Raw genomic sequence first — 22934 nt, 5'->3', positions numbered from 1 at the left:
GAGAGCCTCATGACCCAGTATCTCGGCCACAACTACATCGGCGGCCAGCGCAGCGCCAAGGGCAGCGTCAAGCTGCAAAGCGTCGACGCGACCACTGGCGAAGCCTTGCCCCAGGATTTCTACCAGGCCACCCCGGAGGAAGTCGACGCCGCTGCCAAGGCCGCCGCGCAGGCTTACCCGGCGTACCGCGCCTTGAGTGCCGCGCGCCGCGCACAGTTTTTGGATGCGATCGCTGACGAACTGGATGCCCTGAGCGATAACTTCATTGAGTTGGTGTGCCGCGAAACCGCACTGCCGGCCGCGCGCATCAAAGGCGAGCGCGGGCGTACCAGCGGCCAGATGCGCTTGTTCGCCACCGTGCTGCGTCGCGGGGATTTCTACGGTGCGCGCATCGACAAGGCCCTGCCGGATCGCCAGCCACTGCCACGCCCGGACCTGCGCCAATACCGCATCGGTCTGGGCCCGGTGGCGGTGTTTGGGGCCAGCAACTTCCCCCTGGCGTTTTCCACAGCCGGTGGCGACACCGCCGCAGCGCTGGCGGCCGGTTGCCCGGTGGTGTTCAAGGCCCACAGCGGCCATATGGCGACGGCTGAACAGGTCGCCGATGCAATTATTCGCGCCGCTGAAGCGACCGAGATGCCGGCCGGCGTGTTCAACATGATCTTCGGCGGTGGCGTCGGCGAAGCGCTGGTCAAGCACCCGGCCATCCAGGCCGTGGGCTTCACCGGTTCGCTCAAGGGTGGTCGTGCCTTGTGCGACATGGCCGCGGCGCGTCCGCAGCCGATCCCGGTGTTCGCCGAGATGTCGAGCATCAACCCGGTGATCGTATTGCCCCAGGCCCTCACGGCGCGGGCCGAAAGCGTGGCCCGCGACCTGACCGCTTCGGTGGTGCAGGGGTGCGGCCAGTTCTGCACCAACCCTGGGCTGGTGATCGGTATCGCATCGCCTGAATTTACCGCGTTCACCCAACAAGTGGCGCAACTGATCGGCGAGCAACCGGCGCAAACCATGCTCAACGCCGGCACCCTGGGCAGCTACGGCAAGGGCCTGGAAAAACTCCTGGCGCACGCCGGTATCCAGCACCTTGCGGGCAATGCCCAGGCGGGCAACCAGGCGCAGCCGCAACTGTTCAAGGCCGATGTGCGCCTGTTGATCGACGGCGACGAAGTGCTGCAGGAAGAAGTCTTCGGCCCCACCACGGTGTTTGTCGAAGTCGCCGACCAGGCCCAGCTCAGCGCCGCCTTGCACGGCCTGCACGGGCAATTGACCGCCACGATCATCGGCGAGCCGGACGACTTGCAACAGTTCGCCGAACTCACGCCGCTGCTGGAACAAAAAGTCGGGCGCATCCTGCTCAACGGTTACCCGACCGGCGTGGAAGTCTGCGATTCGATGGTGCACGGCGGGCCGTACCCCGCGACATCCGATGCCCGTGGCACCTCGGTCGGCACCCTGGCCATCGACCGTTTCCTGCGTCCGGTGTGCTTCCAGAACTACCCCGACAGCCTGCTGCCCGATGCGTTGAAAAACGCCAATCCGTTGCGTATCCAGCGGCTGGTGGACGGCACGCCATCGCGCGAATCGCTGTAAAGCACGCCTGAGAACAACAACACTCCAGGAGGCACCATGTCGTTTCACGCTGTCACCGCGCATCGCGCGCAACTGGGGGAGGGCCCGTTCTGGGACGCGCCCACCCAGGCGCTGTACTGGGTCAATATCGCCGGCAAACAGGCGCTGCGCCTGATGGACGGGCACTTGCAGGTGTGGCAGTTGCCCGAGCATGTTTCGGCGTTCATCCCCTGTGAAAGCGGCGATGCGCTGGTGACCTTGAGCAGCGGCGTGTATCGCCTCGACCTGGTCACCGAAGCCCTGACGCTGCTGTGCGTGGCCGACCCGCAAGCGGGCAACCGGGGCAATGAAGCCCGTTGCGATGCCCAGGGCCGGCTGTGGCTGGGCACCATGCAGAACAACATCGGCGAGCAGGGTGAAGACCTGCCCATCACCCGACGCTCCGGCGGCCTGTTTCGCATCGATGCCGATGCGCAGGTTACGCCGTTGCTCAGCGGGCTGGGCATTCCCAATACCCTGCTGTGGAGCGATGACGGCACCCAGGTGCATTTTGGCGACAGCCTGGACGGCACGCTGTACCGGCACGGGATTGCGCCGGACGGCCAGCTGCATCCGGCGCAGGTCTGGTTCGGTCCGCACGAACGCGGCGGGCCGGACGGCTCGGCCATGGACGTGGAGGGCTATATCTGGAACGCGCGCTGGGACGGCAGTTGCCTGCTGCGCCTTGCGCCTGACGGCCAGGTGGACCGCATCATCGAACTGCCGGTCAGCCGTCCCACCAGCTGCGTGTTCGGTGGCCCCCACCTCACCACCCTGTATATCACCAGCGCCGCGAGCCCATTGGATCACCCCTTGGATGGTGCGGTGCTGGCCATCGAGGTCGACGTGCCAGGCAAGCCCTGTCACCGCTTTGCCGGTTAAACCAAAACCCCTGTAGGAGCGGGCTTGCCCGCGAAGGTCGTTAACGATAACGCGGTCATCCTGAATGAGCGCGGCGCTCTCGGGTTTTTCGCGAGCAAGCTCGCTCCTACAGTGTTTATGCAAGCCTTAAAACAACAACAAGGAGTCACCCGTATGAATCGTCGTCGTGGTTTGCGTTCCCTGTGCTGCGCCGCTGTGGCGGTCTCGGCCATGAGCTTGAGCGGGCTGTTGCTGGCCGCTGAAGAAGTGAAGATCGGTTTTCTGGTCAAGCAGGCTGAAGAACCGTGGTTCCAGACCGAATGGGCCTTCGCCGAAAAAGCCGGCAAGGAACACGGGTTCACCGTGATCAAGATCGCCGTGCCGGATGGCGAAAAAACCCTGTCGGCCATCGACAGCCTGGCCGCCAACGGCGCCAAGGGCTTCGTGATCTGCCCGCCGGACGTGTCCCTGGGCCCGGCCATCGTCGCCAAGGCCAAGGCCAATGGCCTTAAAGTGATCGCCGTGGACGACCGTTTTGTCGACGCCAAAGGCGCCTTTATGGAAGACGTGCCGTACCTGGGCATGGCCGCGTTTGAAGTGGGCCAGAAGCAGGGCGCCGCGATGGCCGCCGAAGCGAAAAAACGCGGCTGGGACTGGAAGGACACCTACGCGGTGATCAACACCTTCAACGAACTCGACACCGGCAAGAAGCGCACCGACGGCTCGATCAAATCCTTGGAGGAAGCCGGCATTCCCAAGGACCACATCCTTACCGCCGCGCTTAAAACCCTCGACGTGCCCGGCAGCATGGACGCCACCAACTCGGCCCTGGTCAAGCTGCCCAGCGGCGCGAAGAACCTGATCATCGGCGGCATGAACGACAACACCGTGCTCGGCGGCGTGCGCGCCACTGAAAGCGCTGGCTTCAAGGCCGCCAACGTGATCGGCATCGGCATCAATGGCACCGACGCCATCGGCGAACTCAAGAAGAAAGACAGCGGCTTCTTCGGCTCAATGCTGCCTAGCCCGCACATCGAAGGCTACAACACCGCGCTGATGATGTACGAATGGGTCACCAAAGGCACTGAGCCGCCGAAGTACACGGCCATGGACGAAGTGACCCTGATCACCCGCGCCAACTTCCAGGAAGAACTGACCAAAATCGGGCTGTGGAAATGACCGCTGCCGCCTTGCGATTCGACGGCATCGGCAAAACCTTTCCCGGGGTCAAGGCGCTGGACGGCATCAGCTTCATCGCCCACCCGGGGCAGGTGCACGCCTTGATGGGCGAGAACGGCGCGGGCAAGTCGACGCTGCTGAAAATCCTCGGCGGCGCCTACATTCCCAACAGCGGCACGCTGCAGATCGGCGAACAGACCATGGCCTTCAAAAACGCCGCTGACAGCATTGCCAGCGGCGTGGCGGTGATTCACCAGGAGCTGCATCTGGTGCCGGAAATGACCGTCGCCGAGAACCTGTTCCTCGGGCATCTACCGTCGCGCTTCGGCGTGGTCAATCGTAGCCTGCTACGCAAGCAGGCGCTGGCCTGCCTCAAGGGCCTGGCCGATGAAATCGATCCCGACGAAAAGCTTGGTCGGCTGTCCCTCGGCCAGCGCCAACTGGTGGAAATCGCCAAGGCGCTGTCCCGTGGCGCCCATGTGATCGCCTTCGACGAACCCACCAGCAGCCTCTCGGCGCGCGAGATCGACCGCTTGATGGCGATCATCACGCGCCTGCGCGATGAGGGCAAAGTGGTGCTGTATGTGTCGCACCGCATGGAAGAAGTGTTCCGCATCTGCAACGCCGTCACGGTGTTCAAGGACGGGCGCTACGTGCGCACGTTCGAGGACATGAGCGCGCTGACCCATGACCAACTGGTGACGTGCATGGTCGGCCGCGATATTCAGGACATCTACGACTACCGCACGCGTGAGCATGGCGAGGTGGCGCTCAAGGTCGAGGGCTTGCTTGGCCCGGGCTTGCGTGAGCCAATCAGTTTTGAGGTGCGCAAAGGCGAGATCCTCGGCCTGTTCGGGCTGGTAGGCGCAGGGCGCACGGAGCTGTTCCGCTTGCTCAGCGGCCTGGAGCGCGCCAGCGCCGGCAGCCTGCAACTCTGCGGTGAGCAGCTGCAACTGCGCTCGCCGCGCGATGCCATCGCCGCCGGTGTGCTGCTGTGCCCTGAAGACCGCAAGAAGGAAGGCATCATTCCGCTGTCCAGCGTGGCCGAGAACATCAACATCAGTGCGCGCGGCGCCCACTCGCGGTTCGGCTGGCTGCTGCGTGACGGCTGGGAGAAGGGCAACGCCGATCAGCAGATCAAGGCCATGAAGGTCAAGACGCCCAATGCGGGGCAGAAGATCATGTACCTCTCGGGCGGCAATCAGCAAAAGGCCATTCTCGGCCGCTGGCTGTCGATGCCGATGAAAGTGCTGCTGCTGGACGAGCCGACCCGTGGCATCGATATCGGCGCCAAGGCCGAGATCTACCAGATCATCCATAACCTCGCGGCCCAGGGCATCGCGGTGATCGTGGTGTCCAGCGACCTGATGGAAGTGATGGGCATTTCCGACCGCATCCTGGTGCTCTGCGAAGGCGCACTGCGCGGTGAGCAAACCCGCGAACAGGCGACTGAATCCAACTTGCTGCAACTGGCCTTGCCACGCAGCGTGGCGAACTGAGAGACGACTATGACAACCCAAGACAACGCGTTGCCCTCGGCACGCAAACCCCTGGATATGCGCGCACTGCTCGACAACTGGGCGATGCTGCTGGCTGCCGTGGGCATCTTTGTGCTCTGTGCCTTGCTGATCGATAACTTCCTCTCGCCGCTGAACATGCGCGGGCTGGGCCTGGCGATTTCCACCGTAGGCATCGCCGCCTGCACCATGCTGTTTTGCCTGGCGTCGGGGCACTTCGACCTGTCGGTGGGCTCGGTGATCGCCTGCGCCGGGGTGGTGGCGGCGATTGTGATGCGCGACACCGACAGCGTCATGCTCGGTATCGGCGCCGCGCTGGGGATGGGCCTGATCGTCGGGCTGATCAACGGCATCGTGATCGCCAAACTGCGGGTCAACGCGCTGATCACCACGCTGGCGACCATGCAGATCGTGCGCGGGCTGGCGTATATCTTCGCCGACGGCAAGGCGGTGGGCGTGTCCCAGGATCAATTCTTCGTGTTCGGCAACGGCCAATTGCTGGGCGTGCCGGTGCCGATCCTGATCACCATCGTCTGCTTTTTGTTTTTCGGCTGGCTGCTCAACTACACAACCTACGGGCGCAACACCATGGCCATCGGTGGCAACCCGGAAGCGGCGTTGCTGGCGGGCGTCAACGTGGATCGCACCAAAATCCTGATCTTCGCCGTGCACGGTGTGATCGGCGCATTGGCCGGGGTGATCCTGGCCTCGCGCATGACTTCCGGCCAGCCGATGATCGGCCAGGGTTTCGAGCTGACGGTGATCTCGGCCTGCGTATTGGGCGGGGTGTCATTGAGCGGCGGGATCGGCATGATCCGGCATGTGATCGCCGGCGTGTTGATCCTGGCGATCATTGAGAATGCGATGAACCTGAAGAACATCGATACGTTCTATCAGTACGTGATCCGCGGCTCGATCCTGCTGTTGGCCGTGGTCATCGACCGCATGAAACAACGCTGAACCCTTGCCATGTGAAGATCCAAATGTGGGAGCTGGCTTGCCTGCGATAGCGGTGTATCAGCCGACAAATTTATTGGCTGGCTCACCGCTATCGCAGGCAAGCCAGCTCCCACAGGTTTAGTCGGCAGAGAATTTGAAAACGGTGTTCTGGGTGTAAGTCTGCCCTGGGTTCAAACGGGTCGAGGCAAACTTGGGCTGGTTAGGTGCATCCGGAAAATGCTGGGTCTCCAGGGTAAAACCACTCCAGTGCAGGTAAGTCTTGCCGCCTTTGCCCTTTACCGAACCATCAAGGAAGTTGCTGGTATAGAACTGCACGCCCGGCTCGGTGGTGTAGAGCTGCAATTTGCGCCCCGACTCAGGATCATGCACCTCGGCCGCCAGTTGCTTCACGTCACCCTTGGTGTCCAGTGCCCAGTTGAAGTCAAACCCGCCCTGTTTAGGCTCGGCAAACTTGAGCTGCGGATGATCGGCCTTGATGTGCTGGCCGATCGGCGTCGGTTTCAGGAAGTCCATCGGCGTGCCTTTCACCGGCGCCACTTCGCCGGTCGGAATCAAGGTGGCGTTCACCGGCGTGTAATGGCTGGCGTGCAAGGTAGCCACTTGCTTGAGAATGTCGCCATTGCCGGCGCCGGCCAGGTTGAAGTAGCTGTGGTTGGTGAGGTTGAGCACCGTCGGTTTGTCGGTGGTGGCCTTGTAGGCGATGTGCAGTTCATTTTTATCGTTGAGGCTGTAGGTGACCTCGGTTTTCAGATTACCGGGAAAGCCCATTTCACCGTCCTTGGACAGGTAGGTGAGGGTGACGCCCACCGAGTCCTTGCCCTTGACCTCGGCGGCCTTCCACACCTGCTTGTCGAAGCCTTGCGCGCCGCCATGCAGTGAGTTGGGGCCATCGTTGAGCGGCACCTGGTAGCGTTTGCCGTCCAGCTCAAAGGCACCGCCGGCCAGGCGATTGCCGAAGCGGCCGATGGTTGCGCCAAAAAACGCCGTGCCGGCCTGGTAACCCTGCACGTCGTCGAAGCCCAGCACCACGTCGTCGACCTTGCCGTTTTTGTCCGGCACTTTCAGCGACTGCAGCACGCCGCCGTAGGTGATCACCGTGGCTTGCATGCCGTGGCTGTTGCGCAGGATGTACTGCTCGACGGCGGTGCCGTCGTTGGTTTTACCGAAGGGTTTGTGTTCGCTGGTGAGTCCTGCGGCCTGGGCGCCGCCGCTGGCGATCAACATGGACATGGCGAGACCGGACAACAGATAACGAGGGTGCTTCATGGTCGAACTTCCTTTTGTTGTTTTGAGTGGAATAGTTCTACTAATAGCGATATTTTGTCGGTTGGACAGCGAATTTATAGCCTTAAACGCCGTATTTGCAAAATAAAATAAGACTAATTGAGCGAGGCAACCTTTCATGACGACTCAACACGCGGTTTATCCCGACCTCGAAGGCAAGACCGTGCTGATCTCCGGCGGTGCTTCGGGCATCGGCGAATTCATGGTCCGGGCCTTCGCCGCCCAGGGCGCCAAGGTGGGGTTTGTGGACCGTGCGCAAAGCCAGGGCGAACGCCTGGCGGCGCTGTTGAGCTCGCGCGGGCACACCGTGGAGTTCGTCAATTGCGACATCACTGACGAGATCGGCTACAAAGCCGCCATCGGCCGCTTCGAGCACTCACTGGGGCCGATCACCGTGCTGGTGAACAACGCGGCCAATGACGTGCGCCACACGCTCGAAGAAGTCGACTCGGAAATGTTCGACAGGCTGATCTCGGTCAACCTCAAGCACGCCTTCTTCGCCGCCAAGGCCGTGGTGCCGATGATGAAAAACGCAGGTGGCGGGGCGATCATCAACCTCGGCTCGGTGGGCTGGATGATGGCCTCCGCCGGCTACCCGGTGTACGCCGCCAGCAAGGCCGCCGCCCACGGCATGACCCGCGCCCTGGCCCGGGAACTGGGGCCGAGCCGCATCCGCGTCAACACGCTGGTGCCAGGTTGGGTGATGACCGAAAAACAACTGGCGATGTGGGTCGACGATGCCGCCAAGGAACTGATCAGCCGCAGCCAATGCTTGCCGGGCAGCGTCCTGCCGGAACACATCGCCAATATGGCGCTGTTTCTCGCCTCCGATGCCTCGGCGATGTGCTCGGCGCAGAACTTCATCGTGGATGGTGGTTGGGTCTGAGCCCGGCGCAATCGTCCAGGCAATGAAAGCCCAAAATGTGGGGCTTGCTCGCGATATCCATAGGTATCTGCACACCCTTGTAGTGAGCGGGCTTGTCGAATCGTCGCACCGCCCGCGCTGGGTGGCGAAGCCGCCCCAACAAGGACACCGCAGTGTTCCAGATGAAACCAGGTCGTCTGGTTTGGGGCGGCTTCGCCACCCAGCGCGGGACAAGCCCGCTCACTACAGGGAGATTTGTCAGTTTTAGAAAGCTGTACCTATGCCGCGATATCGGTGGGTCAGAAACAGATGGGTTGATGATCACGCCGCCATCGCGGGCAAGCCCGCTCCCAGATTAAACAGTGGTGCTTATTCGATGGGTTCCCGCAACGCCAACCTTTGGTTTAGTCTGGAACGCTTCGTTGATCGCTTCTGGAGCAGTGAGCATGACCGAGTACGTACCCCCCAAGGTCTGGACCTGGGACGCCGAAAATGGCGGCACGTTCGCCAGCACTAACCGCCCGATTGCCGGCCCGACCCATGCCAAGGAACTGCCGGTGGGCCAGCACCCCCTGCAACTGTATTCCCTGGCCACGCCCAATGGGCAGAAGGTCACCATCCTGCTCGAAGAGCTGCTGGCCCTGGGGCACAGCGGTGCCGAATACGATGCCTGGCTGATCAAGATCGGCGACGGCGACCAGTTCGGCAGCGGCTTTGTCGGGGTCAACCCGAACTCCAAGATCCCGGCGCTGCTGGACCGCAGCGGCGCCACGCCGATTCGGGTGTTCGAGTCGGGGGCTATCTTGCAGTACCTGGCGGAAAAATTCGGTGCGTTCTTCCCCACTGAGCCTGCAGCCCGTGCCGAGTGCTTGTCGTGGTTATTCTGGCAGATGGGCAGCGCGCCTTACCTGGGCGGCGGTTTCGGGCATTTCTATGCGTATGCGCCGAGCAAGATGGAATACCCGATCAACCGGTTCGCCATGGAGACCAAGCGTCAGTTGGACGTGCTGAACCAGCGCCTGGCCGTGAGCGAGTACATTGCCGGTGATGAGTACACCATCGCCGATATCGCGATCTGGCCGTGGTATGGCGGGCTGGTCAAAGGCCGCCTCTACGGCGCAGCGGAGTTTCTGGCGGTGCATGAGTACACCCATGTGGTGCGTTGGGCGGAAGCGATTGAGGCTCGGCCGGCGGTACAGCGTGGGCGTAGGGTGAATCGGGTTTCCGGCGAGCCTGCGGAGCAGTTGCCAGAGCGACATTCTGCGAGCGACCTGGACTAAAACTGTGGGAGCTCCACATTCTCGAGCTATTTGTAGCGTTGCTCGAATACGCCTACCTGCTCAGGCTTGATCAGCTCGAACGGCACCCACACCTCGGCTTGAATCGGCTCGCCCTTGATCATCCGCACCGCTGCCTGTACCGCCTGAGTCGCCTGGGCCTTGGGGTCCTGGAACACTGACGCCGTCAGCAGACCACGCTTGATCGCCGCCAGCCCATCGGGCAAGCCATCAATCCCTATGATTGCCACTTCGCCCTTGGCCTTGCCGGCTTGCTGCAGCGCCATGGCCGCACCAATCGCCATCTCGTCGTTGTTGGCCACGATGGCATCGAACGGCGTGCCCGCCAGCAGCCAGTTGCTGGTCAGGTCCATGCCTTTGCTGCGTTGCCATTCGGCGCTTTGCTGCTCGACCACGGTAATGCCGGGGAAGTCCTTGAGCACCTGTTTGACGCCTTCGGTGCGGTCATGGGTGGCGTTCTGCGCAAGGTCGCCCATGATGATCGCCACCTTGCCTCTGCCCCCGAGTTTTTCCGCCAGGTAGCGCATCTGCAATTGCCCGGCCTCGATGTCGTTGGACGCCACGGTGACCACCCCCTTGGGCAGGGTGCGCTCATCCGGGTGGCGGTTGACGTACACCAGCGGCGTCTTGGCCGCCACGGCGGCGCGGGTGATGTTGGCGGTGGCGCCGGTGTCGACCGGCAGCACGATCACCGCGTCGACTTTCTGGTTGAGGAAACCTTCGACCTGGTTGAGCTGGCGCACCACGTCGCCCTGGGCGTCTTCGAACTGAATCTGCACGTCCTGTTGCTTGGCGGCGGCTTCCAGCCCGGTGCGCACGTAGGTCATGAAGTTGTCGTCCACCCGGGCGATGCTCACGCCGATTCGATACGCGGCAAAGGTCCATTGGCTGAACAGCAGTAACAGCGTGGCAACAAACAGTGAATAGCGGTTCATGAGGGTGTTCCTTTTATTGTTATAGGATGAAGGCTTGGCGGAAACGCTCCAATGCCAAGGGGCTGTCGCCGCTGGCCCAGCCTTCCAGGCCGACCACGCCGCGGTAACCCATGGCATGCAACGCCCTGGCGATGGCCGGGTAGTGGATCTCACCGGTGCCGGGCTCCTTGCGCCCCGGCACGTCGGCCACCTGGATTTCGCCGATGGCAGCACCTGCGCGTTCGATCAGCTCGATCAGGTTTCCTTCGCCGATCTGTGCGTGGTACAGGTCCAGGTTCAGCTTCAGGTGCGGGCTGCCCACGGCTTCAATCAGCGCCAGGGTGTCGTCGGCGCGGGCGAAGGGCGTACCGGGGTGATCAACCTCGGTGTTGAGGTTCTCCAGCAGAAACATCCGGCCGGCGTCTTCGCCCAGACGCGCGATTTTTTCCAAGGCCTTGCACGCGCTCAGCCACATGCGCCCGGTGGTCTGGCTGACGGGGTGAACCGGCAAACCGCCGTTACCCAGGCCGGTGCCGTGCAGGTTGAGGCTGGGGCAATTGAGTCGCTCGGCGACCCCCAGGGATTCGCGGGCGCTGTCGAGCAAATGGCGAATGCCATCAGGGTCGGTAAGGGTGCCGCTGATGTAGCCGGTCATCGAGGTAAAGTCGGCGCCGGTCGCCGCCAGGGCGCCGATGTCTTTGTCGGTCCAGCTCCAGATTTCGACGCTGAAGCCCAACGCGTGAATCCGCTTCACGCGTTCGACAAAGGGCAGGTCGAGAAACACCATCTCGGCGCTCACCGCCAGTTTGAACGGCATCACTGCCGGGCTCCCGCGATGGCGACGGCCTTGCCGGTTTCGAACGACTCGATGCACGCGCGGGCAATCGCCAGGGCTGCGCGGGCGTCTTCGCCGCCGGCCAGGGGCTTGGCGCCGCTGCGCAGGCAGTCGACAAAGTGGTTGAGCTCGGCGATGTAGGCGTCGCGCAGCAGGTCGGTGTCCATGCGCTGGGTATCGGCCTGGATGCCTTGGGCCAGGTAGCGCACCAGGTCGCAGTCGTTGAGGCTGCCCATGCTCAACATGCCCGCGCTGCCGAACACTTCGCCGCGTACGTCGTATCCATACACCGCCTGGAAGTTGGCCTCGGCGGTGGCAATCGCACCGTTGTCGAAGCGGATCGTGACCACTGCAGTGTCGAGGAAACCCTGGCGCTTGTAGGCCGGGGCGATTAGTGCGTCGGCCATCACAAACACCTGCACCGCTTCGGCACCGGGGTTGAGGTAGCGCAGGGTGTCGAAGTCGTGGATCAGGGTTTCCAGGAAGATCACCCATTGCGGCGACGCGGCGGGGTTGTTCAGCGCCGGGTCGCGGGTCAGCGAGCGCAGCAGTTGCGGGGTGCCGATGCGGCCGGCGGCGACGTCGAGATGGGCGGTGCGAAAGCTCTTGGCGAAACGCCGGTTGAAACCGACCTGCAAGGGCACGCGCGCGTCGGCGGCGGCGGCGATGGCGCGATCGGCTTCCTCCAGAGTGATTGCCATGGGTTTTTCGCAGAAGATGCCTTTGCCGGCGCGGGCCGCGCTGATCACCAGTTCGGCGTGGCTGCGGGCGGGGGCGGCGATGAGTACGCCGTCGATATCCGGGTCGTCGAGCAGTTGCTGAGGATCGGTGTAGACCTTGTCTACCCTCAATTCAGCGGCGAGGCGGGCGGCCTGGCCGGGCGTGGGGTCGGCAATCGCCACCAGGCTGGCACCGGGAATGTGGCGTGCGGCTGTCAGGCCGTGAAAGCTGCCCATGCGACCGGCGCCGATCAAGCCCAGGCGAATGTTCTGTGTACTCATGAGGGGACCCCTTGTTGTTATTGGCCTCAGGAACGTCTTGGCAGGCAGGGGAGCATGAGCAAGGGCTGTGCCAGTTTTCAAGTCATTGATATTCAACAGTTAATAACTGTGCATAAACAAAAAGTGTTCATTTTGATGACATGTCTATACTGACATGTCAAAAACATGAACACGGATATCATCCTGATGACCCTGGCGCTCAGCGTGCAAGACCTCGACTACCTGACAAATCTGGGCCCGGCGGCGTTGAATGATGGCCCGATTGCTGCCCTGGAGCAGGCGTGGCGGGCCTGCCTGGCGGGTCAGGTCGAGCGCCCGGTCGAGGTTCGCCAGGTGATCTGGGATTCGTGGCGGCGCAGTGTCGAGGCCGCTATCGACCCGGCAGACAACGCCTACCGCTTCGTCGCCCCCGCGGCGCTGGCGCTTACCCTGGCCACCCACCGCGTGCTGATCGCGGCCGCCGCGCAAGTCATGCACGGCTTGTTGGCCTACAACCCGCGCGGCCATATCAACCTCACCGATGCCGACGGCACCACGCTGTATTTCTGCGGGCTGGATATCACCCCGGTGGGCAGTCGCCTGCTGGAGTCCGTGCAAGGCACCAACTGCACCGGCCTGGCCCTGGCCGAAGACCGCCTGGTGTATGTGCTGGCCGAGGAAAATTTCGCCGACGGCCTGCGCCAGCGCCGCATGCACTGCGCCGCGGCGCCGATCAAGAATGCCCAGGGCCAGACGCTGGCCATGCTGACCCTCACCGCCGAACCCGGCTGGTTTCACTTTCATACCCTCGGCACGGTGCAAGCCGCCGCCGACGCCGTCTCGCGGCAGATGGCCCTGCAAGGCTTGCTGGAAGAGCAGCAAACCGTGCTCGAAGTGCTCAACGAAGGCCTGGTGGTGCTGGACGAACGCGGCTGCATCAAGGCGCTCAACCGCTATGCCCGGCAACTGTTCGGCGTGGGCCTGGAGCTGATCGGTCGCCCGTTCCAGCAACTGGGCCGCAGCGAATTGGGTGAAGTGATCGGCGAGCCGGTCCGTGACCGTGATTGCACCTTCCACCTGCACGACCGCAGCCAACTCGCGTGCCTGGTCTCGGTGTGCCCGCTGGAGCAGGGCGGGGTGATCGTGTCGCTGCGCGAAAACCGCCGCATTCGCGAAATTACGCGGCGCATTGTCGGTACCCAGGCCAGCTACACTTTTGACACCATCCAGGGTCATTCGCGTGCGATCCAGGACGCGCTGCACCTGGGGCGCATCGCCAGCCGCAGTGACTCCACCACCTTGATCCTGGGTGAAAGCGGCACTGGCAAAGAGCTGTTCGCCCAGGCCATCCACAACGACAGCAACCGCTGCGATGGCCCGTTTGTAGCGGTCAACTGCGGCGCGATTCCACGGGACCTGGTGCAAAGCGAACTGTTCGGCCATGTCGAAGGCGCGTTCACCGGCTCGGCCCGGGGCGGCTCGGCGGGCAAGTTCGAACTGGCCGATGGTGGGACGATTTTCCTGGATGAGATTGGCGACATGTCCTTCGACGCCCAGGTCAGCCTGTTGCGGGTCCTGCAAGAGGGAGAAGTCACCCGCGTGGGGGCGAAGGGGTCGCGGCAGGTGGATGTGCGCATTATCGCCGCTACCCATCGCAACCTCAGCCAGGCAGTGGCCGAGGGGGCGTTTCGCGAAGACCTCTACTACCGCCTCAATGTGCTGAACCTGACCGTACCGCCGCTGCGCATGCGCCGCGACGACATCCCGCTGCTGGCGCGGCATTTTCTTGCCCGCTGCGCCCGTTCACTGCGCAAGCCGGTGCAGGGCTTTTCGCCCGACGCGATGGCGCTGCTGTCTGCCTACGCCTGGCCGGGCAATGTGCGCGAGCTGGAAAACAGCATCGAGCGCGCGACCAATCTGGCGATGGGAGAGCTGATCGTGCCCGCAGACCTTCCTCTGGAAAGCCGCCAACGCGCGCCGTTGCACGCCCACGAACCGCAGCCCGCCCAGCACCTGAGCAGCCACGAAATGCACGCCATCGTCGCCGCGCTCACCAGCACCGGCGGCAATATCCGCCTGGCCGCCCGCCAACTGAATGTGTCGCGCGGCGGGCTGTACAACAAGATGAGTCGGTTTGGCTTGAGTGCCGGGGATTTTCGTCGCGGTTGAGATTCGAATGCGGTGGGCTTGTCTTTGGCGAGGGACTAGCGCGCGGGACGCAGCTGTAGAACTGGCAAAACGCGGACCCAATGTGGGAGCGGGCTTGCTCGCGAAAGCGGCGTATCAGTCAGTGCATGGGTGGCTGGCAGGCTGCATTCGCGAGCAAGCCCGCTCCCACATTTGGACCGTGTCCAGGCAGTGGGGGAGATGGGCTTCAGGCACATGATGGAGCGATCCACCCCCCGTCGAAAAGTGAAAAGACTCGACGCAGGAAACTGTCGAAGCACGCGGCATTATGCCGCAGCCCTGCCTATTGAACCGTTGATACGCTGCATACACCGGCATGCACTCAGGAGAGCCCCCAATGCCCCGAAAATATGAGCGCGTTCTGTCCGTCCCCGTGCCCCCAAGGTCCGGTATTACCCACCTTTACACGCCAATGAACCTGGCGGACGCTTTTGCGATCCGGCTTCCTGCGGGCACATCCGTTGATCCGGACTTGCTGGCGCGATTCATCCTTTCACACCAGCCCGCCTGGATCGGGTGGCTCTTGACGGTGCGGGATACTGTCGTTGTCTGTTTTGGTCTGAAGACAGCCAGGCATTTGGCATCCCTTGCTGGCCGGGTTGGCGCCTTCCAGGTCTACAGCACGGACCGCACTGAAATCGTGTTGGGCGAGGACGACGCGCACCTCGACTTCCGCATATCGGTCCTCTGTTCTGAAGAGGCCGAGCCAGAAGGCGGTCACCACCTGGTTTTTTCAACCGTGGTCCAGTACCACAACCGCCTGGGTCGGGCCTACCTGTTCGTTATAGCGCCCTTTCACCGCTTGGTCGTCAAGGCCAGCCTGCGCCGTGCAGCGCGTATCGGTTGGCCGCTGGCTTCCTGAGTCGCTTTGGCTTGGCTGCCGCGGATTTTCGCAACGGGTGAGTTAGATGTGGAAGCTGGCTTGCCTGCGATAGCCATAGGTCTCTACACATCCTTGTAGTGAGCGGGCTTGTCCCGCGCTGGGCGGCGAAGCGGCCCCAAACCAGGCGGCCGGGTTCTACCTCTAGTTCGGCGATGCCTTTATTGGGGCGGCTTCGCCACCCAGCGCGGGACAAGCCCGCTCACTACAGGGAGATTTGTCAGCCTTTGAACGTTGTGTAGATACCTATGCTGCGATTGCGGTGTCTCTGTGCCCGATCAGTTGGCTGACCCTGCGCCATCGCCGCATGGGTATCTACACAACTTTCAACGGTGTGTGGCGAGGAGCTTGCTTGGCGGCCTTCGGGCCGACCGTTTTTTTGGGTTTGACCGAGTACATATCCGTTGCTGCGGTAACGGCGGCTTAGGGTTCCGCCCTTACGGCGGGTCACTTTTTGAAGAGCGCAAAAAGTAACCAAAAACGCTTCGCCCCACCACTCGGTGCCTCGCCTAGGCTCGGCATGCCCGTAATCCGACATTGATTTGGGGGGCCGCCGCCACGCGCCATCCATGGCGCGGGGCGGCTAAACCGGCGTCCTGCCGGTTTACCCCCCAAATCAATATCGAATTACGGCCAGCGTGGTTGACGGGGCGCCCCAGATCAAGATCAAAAACAAAGCGCGGCGGCCTTAGAGCCGACCGGTATTCATGTCGAACTCGGTTCAAAATGTGGGAGCTGTCGAGCCCCAGCGAGGCTGCGAAGGCGGCGGCACTGCTGGCATTTTTTTCGCCTGACACTCCGCTTTCGCAGCCTCGCTAAAGCTCGACAGCTCCCACAGGGAAATTGGTCAACTGAAAGTTGTGTAGATACCCATGGCCATCGCAGGCAAGCCAGCTCCCACATGGTTGACCGCGATTAGGCAGCGGTGGGTGAGGGCTTCAGGCACTCGATGGAGTGATCCACCGTGGTCCTGGCGATCTCCAGCAAATGCCACACCGCCAGAATTTTCGCCCGCTGGGGATTGTCCAGCGCCTCGCCGCAATCCAGCGCAGTCGCCGAAGCACTGTCGAGCAAACTGGCGGTGTAGAGCAGGGCATCTTCGAAGCTCAGGTCTTCGTTGACCGAATGAAAGCCTTGTGTGGGCAGGTAGTGATCGATGGCGCGGTTGAAGGCAGCGCGGTCTTTGGCGGGATCGCGGGGTGGGTCGGGTAGGACTTTGTTCATGGTGCAGTTCCTTGTGTGAAGAGGAGCCAGCACCCCTTCGCGACTAAACGATGGGTGGCGGCTGTACGCAGGTTAGTCGACCGGCCACAAGGAAAATCCGGCGCACCCGAGGGTGCCCTGCGCACAGCCACCATAAAACTTCATGTGACCATGCGCCTTGTGTCATTCCGGGCGACTAAACCCGATCACTGAATTGGCAGTGACGGACCGCAGACTAGCCACCGATTCCAGCAGGCACAAGGCGGCAGGGATTGTCTAGGAAACGTCCTGCAATTAAAAGCGATAGGCCTTGCTGGCCTTTTACAAACCATGTCCAGATGCCACTAATGAACATATAAGAGGATCTATCCGTAGGAGCGGTCTGCCATGACGGATTTTGATGGTAGCACTGAGGATGTTTCGCTTTTTCGGGGTGTGTGAGGTTAGTTAAATATTGGCTCCAACCACCTTTCTCATGAGATAGCGATGAGCATTAACGTCAGTCATTTTTCGCCAGGAAGTATCTAAAGTCAGGCTATCAAAAGCGGCGTTCCATGAGCTGCAGAGCGCTAAGGCCAAGTTTGAGTTGGATGCACAAACTCATCGATTCGATGCAACATCTGCCTACATTGATCCACTTCACTCGCAGGCTCTCAGTTCGGAACTACGTCATATACGGAACACGATAGATCATGAAAGCCATGCGCTGATCCTTGAAGGGTTCAAGACGGATGACCTTGCAGGTTTCAAATCACTGGTATGGACATTTGGCTCCTTGCTGGGTGCGCCGATGGTGCAAAATCATCTTGGTCATAAAGTGATTGAAGTGTATGACCGAGGGGGTATGAGCATTGAAGAGGGTGCGAGATACCATCAAACCCGTCAGGGCGCATACGTACACAACGACGGGGTGAGCGACCCGCTTCCTATCGACTATCTGATCCTGGCGTGTGGGCAGAAGGCTCGATTGGGTGGCGAGAGCATTCTGATTGATGCGAGCGCTGTATACGCAGAGCTGATGGCGTTTCCAGAAGTTCTAGAAGAACTTAAATGCGATTTCTATTTTGAAAATCGAGGTATGTCAGAAGAAGAACAGCTGTTTAAAGCGCCCATTCTGAGCTTTTCCGACGAAGGCGTTCCTTTAATCAGGTACTTTCGGGTCTACATTGAATCGGCTCACCTTAAAGCAGGTGTGCCGTTGACGTTGGCGCAAACTCAAGCATTGGACTTTTTAGATACGGTTCTTGATCAATCATCGGTGCAGCATCGAGTATTGCTTGAGCCTGGGCAGGTTCTTATTTCAGCCGATAACAAATTTCTCCATACCCGGACACATTTCATCGATAGGAATGTTCGCATGCGCAGATCAGTGATGCGACGCCTTTGAGTGATCTGAATCGATACATGTTGCGGATGTGGCTGCGCAAAAAAGTGATAGCTAGCCGCTCATAACCAGCGATCTCTTACACTCTCTAAAAGCCGAGCCCCATGGACAACTCCGACATCGCAATCACCCTTGTCTTGATCTCCGCCTTCATGCACGCCACCTGGAATGCTGTTGTCCGCGCTGGCAGCAGCCGCTTCATCACGTTGGCTATGGTCGATGGCACTGCGTTACTCATCTGCCTGGCGGCGTTGCCACTCGTCAATGTGCCAAGCCCGCAGGTGTGGGGCTATGTGCTGGTGTCCGTGGTACTCAATACGATCTACCGATTGTTTTTGATCAAAGCCTACGAGACCGGCGATTTCGGTCAGGTCTACCCGGTGATGCGCGGTGTACCGCCGGTATTGGTCGCGCTAGTTTCCTGCCTTGTGCTCCACGAACAATTGTCATCCCAGGCAATGGCGGGAGTGCTGCTGATCTGTGCTGGCATCATCAGCCTGACATTTGTGCGCAGGATGACTGCGCAGATGTTCAAGCCAATTCTGATGGCGGTGTGTGCGGGGGCGTTCATTGCGTCCTACACGGTGGTGGATGCCATAGGCGTCAGAGCCAGTGAGACGGTGTTGCAATACATCATTTATTTGACGATATTTCAGAGTATTCCGATTCCCGTGCTGGCTTTTTTCAAGCAGCGGCCGGCACTGGCGCAAGCTGTTTGCGGCCAATGGCGCGTGGGCGTGATGGGCGGCGTTTTTTACTTGGCTTCCTACGGTCTGGTGTTGTTTGCGCTGTCGCTGGATGCGGTTGCCAAGGTCTCAGCACTGCGGGAAACCAGTGTTATTATCGGCGCCATTATCGCCGCGCTGTTCTTCCATGAGCGCTTCGGCTGGCGGCGAATGCTTTCAGCCTTCGTTATCGTTTGTGGAATCATCCTGATCAAAGTGAGCACCTGATGGCCCGACGTCCGCCACCCACTCCCATGCTTCAGGCCTTCATCAGCGCGGCGCAAACGGGAAGTTTCGCCCGCGCTGCTTCGGAGTTGAACCTTACCGCCAGTGCTATCAGCCATCAAATCGCAGGCCTGGAGGAATGGTGGGGTGTGCAGTTATTCGAGCGCCATTCACGGGGCGTTAAACTCACGGCTGCAGGGCGGGCCTTGCTTCCGGTGGTCGATGGTTTTTTCCAGGAGCTTGAGGCGGTGTTGCATTCGCTGAACCCTAGCAAACCCCGGCCGCTTTATCTTTCATGCACGTCTTCTCTTTGTTCCACCTGGCTGATTCCCAGGATGCATGGGTCTCATACCGAGGCCTCGTTCAATCTCGAGCTGGTGCTGACCAGTGCCGATATAAGTCGAACCAATCCAGAGGCTCATCAATTCGATGTGGCGATCGTGATGGGGGACGGTGACTACCCTGATCATTACGCCGAACTGTTGATGCACGATGCGGTGTTCCCCGTGTTCTCGCCGGGTTTTCAAAAGGTGAATGGCGATATCGCATTGGCGGATATTGCACGTTACCCGCTGATTCATCGGGTCGATGATCACGTGTGTCCAAGCTGGGAAAACTGGTTTTCGTTCCAGGGGCTGGCACCTGCGCCATATCACCATGGGCCACGCTTTCCGGACTCTGGCCTGGCGATCAGTCTTGCGGTCAAAGGTGGCGGGATCGCGCTGGGCCGTACGGCATTGGTCTATGACGCTTTGAAAGACGGCACCTTGGTGGCGCTGAACGCTCCTGTGATGATGTCACCCGCTGCGTACTACATCATTTGCCGAAATGGACGCCAGTCAGAGCCCGATATCGCCCGACTGTTCGAGTGGCTCAAAGCCCAGGCGCAAGTGTTTGTGCGCGAGGTGACTTTTTACCAAGACCACTGATCTATTTGCGAGTTTGAAACAGCTCAGTACCTCATTGGCTTGACCTTCAGATGGCCGTCTTCGCTAGGGCTTCAACTGCTTCCACTCAATCGAAAACCGCGCCAGGTACTTGCGCAACCGATCCGCATCATTGGGCTGCGCCTTGGCCTGGCGGGACACACCGAACAGCCGGCGGCCGGCGTCGGAGAGGCTGTCCGATTGGCGGCACACGTCGAGCACCGCCTTGAGTTGCAAGCGGTCGAACAGGTCCAGGTCGGCAGGCAGCAGCGCATCGGGCTCCGACAGCCCCCAGGCGTAACGCAGGCGCTGGATCTCGGCGTCGACCTGGGCTTCGTCGATACGGCCGCTGTCGGCCAGGGTCGCCATGCGTGTGATGGAGGCGGACAGTTCACGAAAATTGCCCAGCCACGCCGCTTCGCTGGAGCAGGCAAACGCCAGGTAGCGGCGCCGTGCCTGCAGGTTGAAGCGCACGCGGCGGCCGTGTTCGCGGGCGTGGCGCTCCAGCTCGAAATCGATATTGGGCTCGATGTCTTCGCGCCGGCCCGCCAGGCCCGGCAGTTCAAAGGTCCACAGGTTGACCCGTGCATACAGGTCTTCGCGAAACGCCCCCTGGGCCACGCGCTCGCGCAGGTCGCGGTGGGTGCCGGCGATGATCAGGAAGTCGCTGGCCACTTCGCGGTCGGCGCCCATGGGGTAGAAGCGTTTTTCTTCGATGGCCTTGAGCAGCATCGCCTGTTCATCCGCGCCCAGCTCGCCGATTTCATCAAGGAACAGCATGCCGCCATCCGCCGCGCGCAGCAGCCCGTCCCGGGCGTTTTGCGCGCCGGTGAAGGCGCCCTTGATGTGCCCGAACAGCGCCGACATCGCTCCATCGCCGCGCAGGGTGGCGCAATTGACTTCCACGAAACGGCCTTGCAGTTGATGACGGCTGCGCTTGAGTTCGTAGATGCGCCGGGCGAGGAAGGATTTACCCGCGCCGGTGGGGCCGATCAGCAGCATCGGCGCCGTGGAGCGCACGGCCACGCGCTCGATCTGCTCGATGCTGGCATTGAAGGCGCTGTTGCGCGTGGCGATCCCCGACTTCAGAAACGCCAGGCCTTCCAGGCGCTGATGGGCGAAGCGCGAGGCGATACGGTCGTAGCGCGACAGGTCAAGATCGATCAGGGTGTGGGTGCCGGTGGCGGGCGCGGTGTCGTCGGGGCGGCGGTTGGGCGCGGTCTGGATCAGGCGGGCGGGCAGGGTGCGTGCCTCGGTCAGCAGGAACCAGCAGATCTGCGCCACGTGGGTGCCGGTGGTGATGTGGACCAGGTAGTCCTCGCGTTCGGTGTCGAAGGTGTAGGCGCTGGTGAAGTCGTGCAGGGCGCCGTAGACCTCTTCGAAATCCCAGGGGTTGCTCAGCGGCATCGGGTGCAGGCGCACCTCGGTGGTCGGCGAGATGTGCTGGATGTCGGCGCGCACCCGCTCGGCCAGGCTGACGTCGCGGGCGTCGAGGTCGTGGATCAGTTCCAGGCGATCGATCTGCAGGTTGTCTTGCTGGCACAGGCCGACGCTGGGACGCCAGTGATTCCAGCGGCTGGCACCCTTGCCGACGCGATCCAGCTTGGACCCGATAAACCCGATGGCGACTGTACGCTTGTGTTTCATGGCTGGACCAAAATATAAATAACGATAATCAAGGATAGGGATGTGCGGATAGGCTTGTCATCGGTTTTCAACGCGCTCCTCTCAGTTTTATGGAAAATATCGTTTTAAAACATTAGGTTAAGAACTTTCAGCAAGGCAGCAGCAAACCTGGCACGCCCGCTGCTATATCCCCACCAACGCCGCAGCGCCGGCTTTTCAAAAAAGAATTGAGATCATGCAAGACACCACCTACCAACTGCTGGAAGTCGCCAACGGCAAGCCGATCAAGCTCTGGACCCAGGGCGTGCCCGTGGAACCCGAGGCCCGCCAGCAACTGATGAACACCGCTAAGATGCCGTTCATCTTCAAGCACCTGGCGGTGATGCCGGATGTGCACCTGGGCAAGGGCTCGACCATCGGCAGCGTGATCCCTACGGTGGGCGCGATCATCCCGGCGGCGGTGGGCGTGGACATCGGCTGCGGCATGATCGCCGCGCGTACCACGCTGACCGCCGGCGACTTGCCCGACAACCTCCACGGCCTGCGCTGCGCCATCGAAGCCGCCGTGCCCCATGGCCGCACGCGCAGCCGTAAGGGCCGTGACAAAGGCGCCTGGGAAGACGTGCCGGCCCAGGCCGATCAGGTGTGGGCGGCGCTGCATCCGCGCTTCAAGGCGATCACCGACAAGTACCCGCAACTGGAGCGCAGCAACCACCGCCAGCACCTGGGCACCCTGGGTACCGGCAACCACTTCGTCGAGGTGTGCCTGGATGAAGCCAACCGCGTCTGGTTCATGTTGCACAGCGGCTCGCGTGGCGTGGGCAACGCCATCGGCAACCTGTTTATCCAGTTGGCCCAGGCGGATATGCGTCAGCACCTGGCGAACCTGCCGGACCGCGACCTGGCATATTTCGAAGAAGGCAGCCAGCACTTCGATGACTACGTGCAAGCAGTGGGCTGGGCCCAGGATTTTGCCCGGCAGAACCGCGAGTTGATGATGCGCGCAGTGGTCCAGGCCACGCGCCAGGTGATCGGCAAACCGTTCGACGTGGCGCTGGAAGCGGTGAACTGCCATCACAACTATGTGCAGAAAGAGCGGCACTTCGGCGAAGAGATTCTGGTCACGCGTAAAGGCGCGGTATCGGCCAGGAAGGGCGAGCTGGGGATTATTCCGGGCTCCATGGGCGCCAAAAGCTTCATCGTGCGCGGCCTGGGCAACGAAGAATCGTTCTGCTCCTGCAGCCACGGCGCGGGCCGCATCATGAGCCGCACCAAGGCGAAGAACACCTTCACCGTGGCCGACCAGATCCGCGCCACCGCCCACGTGGAATGCCGCAAGGACGCCGATGTGATCGATGAAATTCCGATGGCCTACAAGGACATCGACCAAGTCATGCACGCCCAGCGCGAGCTGGTGGAGGTGCTGCACACCTTGCGCCAAGTGGTGTGCGTCAAAGGATAAAAGGGGACCAGAAGA

General features: G+C 61.5%; 19 protein-coding genes. 13 read left to right on the top strand and 6 right to left on the bottom strand.

Annotation, left to right across the window (positions count from 1 at the left end):
* Positions 1-9: 9 nt before the first annotated feature.
* From KVG91_RS26590 to araH, 5 genes are all read left to right on the top strand, one after another.
* Positions 10-1590, top strand: a complete 1581-nt coding sequence (locus KVG91_RS26590; protein ID WP_169378108.1) for an aldehyde dehydrogenase (NADP(+)) — start codon at positions 10-12, stop codon at positions 1588-1590.
* Positions 1591-1626: 36 nt separating this feature from the next.
* Positions 1627-2490: an SMP-30/gluconolactonase/LRE family protein gene (locus KVG91_RS26585; RefSeq protein WP_169378107.1), complete on the top strand. Its 864-nt coding sequence runs from the start codon at positions 1627-1629 to the stop codon at positions 2488-2490.
* Positions 2491-2643: 153 nt separating this feature from the next.
* On the top strand, positions 2644-3648 hold the full coding sequence (locus tag KVG91_RS26580) for a substrate-binding domain-containing protein (protein ID WP_057721983.1): 1005 nt from the start codon (positions 2644-2646) through the stop codon (positions 3646-3648).
* Positions 3645-5147 (top strand): L-arabinose ABC transporter ATP-binding protein AraG, encoded by a 1503-nt coding sequence (gene araG, locus KVG91_RS26575; protein ID WP_217894959.1) that lies wholly within the window; start codon positions 3645-3647, stop codon positions 5145-5147. Before KVG91_RS26580 ends, araG begins: the two co-directional genes overlap by 4 nt.
* 9 nt (positions 5148-5156) lie before the next feature.
* Positions 5157-6125, top strand: a complete 969-nt coding sequence (araH, locus tag KVG91_RS26570; RefSeq protein WP_169376870.1) for an L-arabinose ABC transporter permease AraH — start codon at positions 5157-5159, stop codon at positions 6123-6125.
* 117 nt (positions 6126-6242) lie between these two features.
* On the opposite strand, the gene KVG91_RS26565 is transcribed toward araH, so the two are convergent.
* On the bottom strand, positions 6243-7391 hold the full coding sequence (locus KVG91_RS26565; protein ID WP_169376871.1) for an aldose epimerase family protein: 1149 nt from the start codon (positions 7389-7391) through the stop codon (positions 6243-6245).
* Positions 7392-7527: 136 nt separating this feature from the next.
* Between KVG91_RS26565 and KVG91_RS26560 the strand changes: the two genes are divergently transcribed.
* Entirely contained in the window at positions 7528-8295 is a 768-nt protein-coding gene (locus KVG91_RS26560) for an SDR family NAD(P)-dependent oxidoreductase (RefSeq protein ID WP_076954331.1), read from the top strand.
* 425 nt (positions 8296-8720) lie between these two features.
* Positions 8721-9554, top strand: a complete 834-nt coding sequence (gene yghU, locus KVG91_RS26555) for a glutathione-dependent disulfide-bond oxidoreductase (protein ID WP_169374739.1) — start codon at positions 8721-8723, stop codon at positions 9552-9554.
* A gap of 26 nt (positions 9555-9580) precedes the next feature.
* Here yghU and KVG91_RS26550 read toward each other — a convergent pair whose 3' ends face one another.
* Genes KVG91_RS26550 through KVG91_RS26540 form a run of 3 tightly spaced genes read right to left on the bottom strand, consistent with a single transcriptional unit; the run spans position 9581 to position 12322 of the window.
* On the bottom strand, positions 9581-10507 hold the full coding sequence (locus KVG91_RS26550) for a sugar ABC transporter substrate-binding protein (RefSeq protein WP_169374740.1): 927 nt from the start codon (positions 10505-10507) through the stop codon (positions 9581-9583).
* A gap of 19 nt (positions 10508-10526) precedes the next feature.
* The gene (locus tag KVG91_RS26545) at positions 10527-11306 is read right to left on the bottom strand and encodes a TIM barrel protein (protein WP_169374741.1); all 780 of its coding nucleotides are present in this window, start codon (positions 11304-11306) and stop codon (positions 10527-10529) included.
* Positions 11303-12322, bottom strand: a complete 1020-nt coding sequence (locus KVG91_RS26540; RefSeq protein WP_169374742.1) for a Gfo/Idh/MocA family oxidoreductase — start codon at positions 12320-12322, stop codon at positions 11303-11305. Before KVG91_RS26540 ends, KVG91_RS26545 begins: the two co-directional genes overlap by 4 nt.
* A gap of 186 nt (positions 12323-12508) precedes the next feature.
* On the opposite strand from KVG91_RS26540, the gene KVG91_RS26535 reads away from it, so the two are divergent.
* Positions 12509-14470, top strand: a complete 1962-nt coding sequence (locus tag KVG91_RS26535; protein ID WP_169374744.1) for a sigma-54 interaction domain-containing protein — start codon at positions 12509-12511, stop codon at positions 14468-14470.
* Positions 14471-14825: 355 nt separating this feature from the next.
* A complete protein-coding gene (locus KVG91_RS26530; protein WP_169374743.1) occupies positions 14826-15350 on the top strand; it encodes a DUF2867 domain-containing protein in 525 nt (174 codons plus the stop codon).
* Positions 15351-16283: 933 nt separating this feature from the next.
* Here KVG91_RS26530 and KVG91_RS26525 read toward each other — a convergent pair.
* Positions 16284-16592: a DUF6124 family protein gene (locus tag KVG91_RS26525; RefSeq protein ID WP_217894958.1), complete on the bottom strand. Its 309-nt coding sequence runs from the start codon at positions 16590-16592 to the stop codon at positions 16284-16286.
* 565 nt (positions 16593-17157) lie between these two features.
* On the opposite strand from KVG91_RS26525, the gene KVG91_RS26520 reads away from it, so the two are divergent.
* The 3 genes from KVG91_RS26520 (at position 17158) to KVG91_RS26510 (ending at position 19834) form a co-directional block, all read left to right on the top strand.
* Complete coding sequence (locus KVG91_RS26520; protein ID WP_225927057.1) at positions 17158-17958, top strand: TauD/TfdA family dioxygenase; 801 nt, start codon at positions 17158-17160, stop codon at positions 17956-17958.
* A gap of 101 nt (positions 17959-18059) precedes the next feature.
* The gene (locus KVG91_RS26515; protein WP_169374763.1) at positions 18060-18908 is read left to right on the top strand and encodes an EamA family transporter; all 849 of its coding nucleotides are present in this window, start codon (positions 18060-18062) and stop codon (positions 18906-18908) included.
* On the top strand, positions 18908-19834 hold the full coding sequence (locus KVG91_RS26510; RefSeq protein ID WP_169374764.1) for a LysR family transcriptional regulator: 927 nt from the start codon (positions 18908-18910) through the stop codon (positions 19832-19834). Before KVG91_RS26515 ends, KVG91_RS26510 begins: the two co-directional genes overlap by 1 nt.
* Before the next feature lie 63 nt (positions 19835-19897).
* Here KVG91_RS26510 and rtcR read toward each other — a convergent pair whose 3' ends face one another.
* Positions 19898-21478: an RNA repair transcriptional activator RtcR gene (gene rtcR, locus KVG91_RS26505; RefSeq protein WP_169374765.1), complete on the bottom strand. Its 1581-nt coding sequence runs from the start codon at positions 21476-21478 to the stop codon at positions 19898-19900.
* Between the two features lie 214 nt (positions 21479-21692).
* Here rtcR and KVG91_RS26500 point away from each other — a divergent pair, with 214 nt between their 5' ends.
* Entirely contained in the window at positions 21693-22919 is a 1227-nt protein-coding gene (locus KVG91_RS26500) for an RtcB family protein (RefSeq protein WP_169374766.1), read from the top strand.
* The last annotated feature ends 15 nt before the right edge of the window (positions 22920-22934 follow it).

The sequence above is a fragment of the Pseudomonas azadiae genome (assembly GCF_019145355.1).
GTDB classification, from domain to species: Bacteria; Pseudomonadota; Gammaproteobacteria; order Pseudomonadales; family Pseudomonadaceae; genus Aquipseudomonas; species Aquipseudomonas azadiae.
The sequence above is the reverse complement of the archived record's forward strand: the minus strand, read 5'-3'. Positions and strand labels throughout refer to the sequence as shown.

Coding starts and splice junctions, on each gene's coding strand:
- KVG91_RS26550 (WP_169374740.1), bottom strand. CDS start 10,507: ATGAACCGCTATTCACTGTTTGTTGCCACGCTGTTACTGCTGTTCAGC.
- KVG91_RS26525 (WP_217894958.1), bottom strand. CDS start 16,592: ATGAACAAAGTCCTACCCGACCCACCCCGCGATCCCGCCAAAGACCGC.
- KVG91_RS26510 (WP_169374764.1), top strand. CDS start 18,908: ATGGCCCGACGTCCGCCACCCACTCCCATGCTTCAGGCCTTCATCAGC.
- rtcR (WP_169374765.1), bottom strand. CDS start 21,478: ATGAAACACAAGCGTACAGTCGCCATCGGGTTTATCGGGTCCAAGCTG.
- KVG91_RS26500 (WP_169374766.1), top strand. CDS start 21,693: ATGCAAGACACCACCTACCAACTGCTGGAAGTCGCCAACGGCAAGCCG.
- KVG91_RS26535 (WP_169374744.1), top strand. CDS start 12,509: ATGACCCTGGCGCTCAGCGTGCAAGACCTCGACTACCTGACAAATCTG.
- KVG91_RS26580 (WP_057721983.1), top strand. CDS start 2,644: ATGAATCGTCGTCGTGGTTTGCGTTCCCTGTGCTGCGCCGCTGTGGCG.
- KVG91_RS26585 (WP_169378107.1), top strand. CDS start 1,627: ATGTCGTTTCACGCTGTCACCGCGCATCGCGCGCAACTGGGGGAGGGC.
- KVG91_RS26565 (WP_169376871.1), bottom strand. CDS start 7,391: ATGAAGCACCCTCGTTATCTGTTGTCCGGTCTCGCCATGTCCATGTTG.
- KVG91_RS26540 (WP_169374742.1), bottom strand. CDS start 12,322: ATGAGTACACAGAACATTCGCCTGGGCTTGATCGGCGCCGGTCGCATG.
- KVG91_RS26590 (WP_169378108.1), top strand. CDS start 10: ATGACCCAGTATCTCGGCCACAACTACATCGGCGGCCAGCGCAGCGCC.
- KVG91_RS26515 (WP_169374763.1), top strand. CDS start 18,060: ATGGACAACTCCGACATCGCAATCACCCTTGTCTTGATCTCCGCCTTC.
- KVG91_RS26530 (WP_169374743.1), top strand. CDS start 14,826: ATGCCCCGAAAATATGAGCGCGTTCTGTCCGTCCCCGTGCCCCCAAGG.
- yghU (WP_169374739.1), top strand. CDS start 8,721: ATGACCGAGTACGTACCCCCCAAGGTCTGGACCTGGGACGCCGAAAAT.
- KVG91_RS26560 (WP_076954331.1), top strand. CDS start 7,528: ATGACGACTCAACACGCGGTTTATCCCGACCTCGAAGGCAAGACCGTG.
- araH (WP_169376870.1), top strand. CDS start 5,157: ATGACAACCCAAGACAACGCGTTGCCCTCGGCACGCAAACCCCTGGAT.
- araG (WP_217894959.1), top strand. CDS start 3,645: ATGACCGCTGCCGCCTTGCGATTCGACGGCATCGGCAAAACCTTTCCC.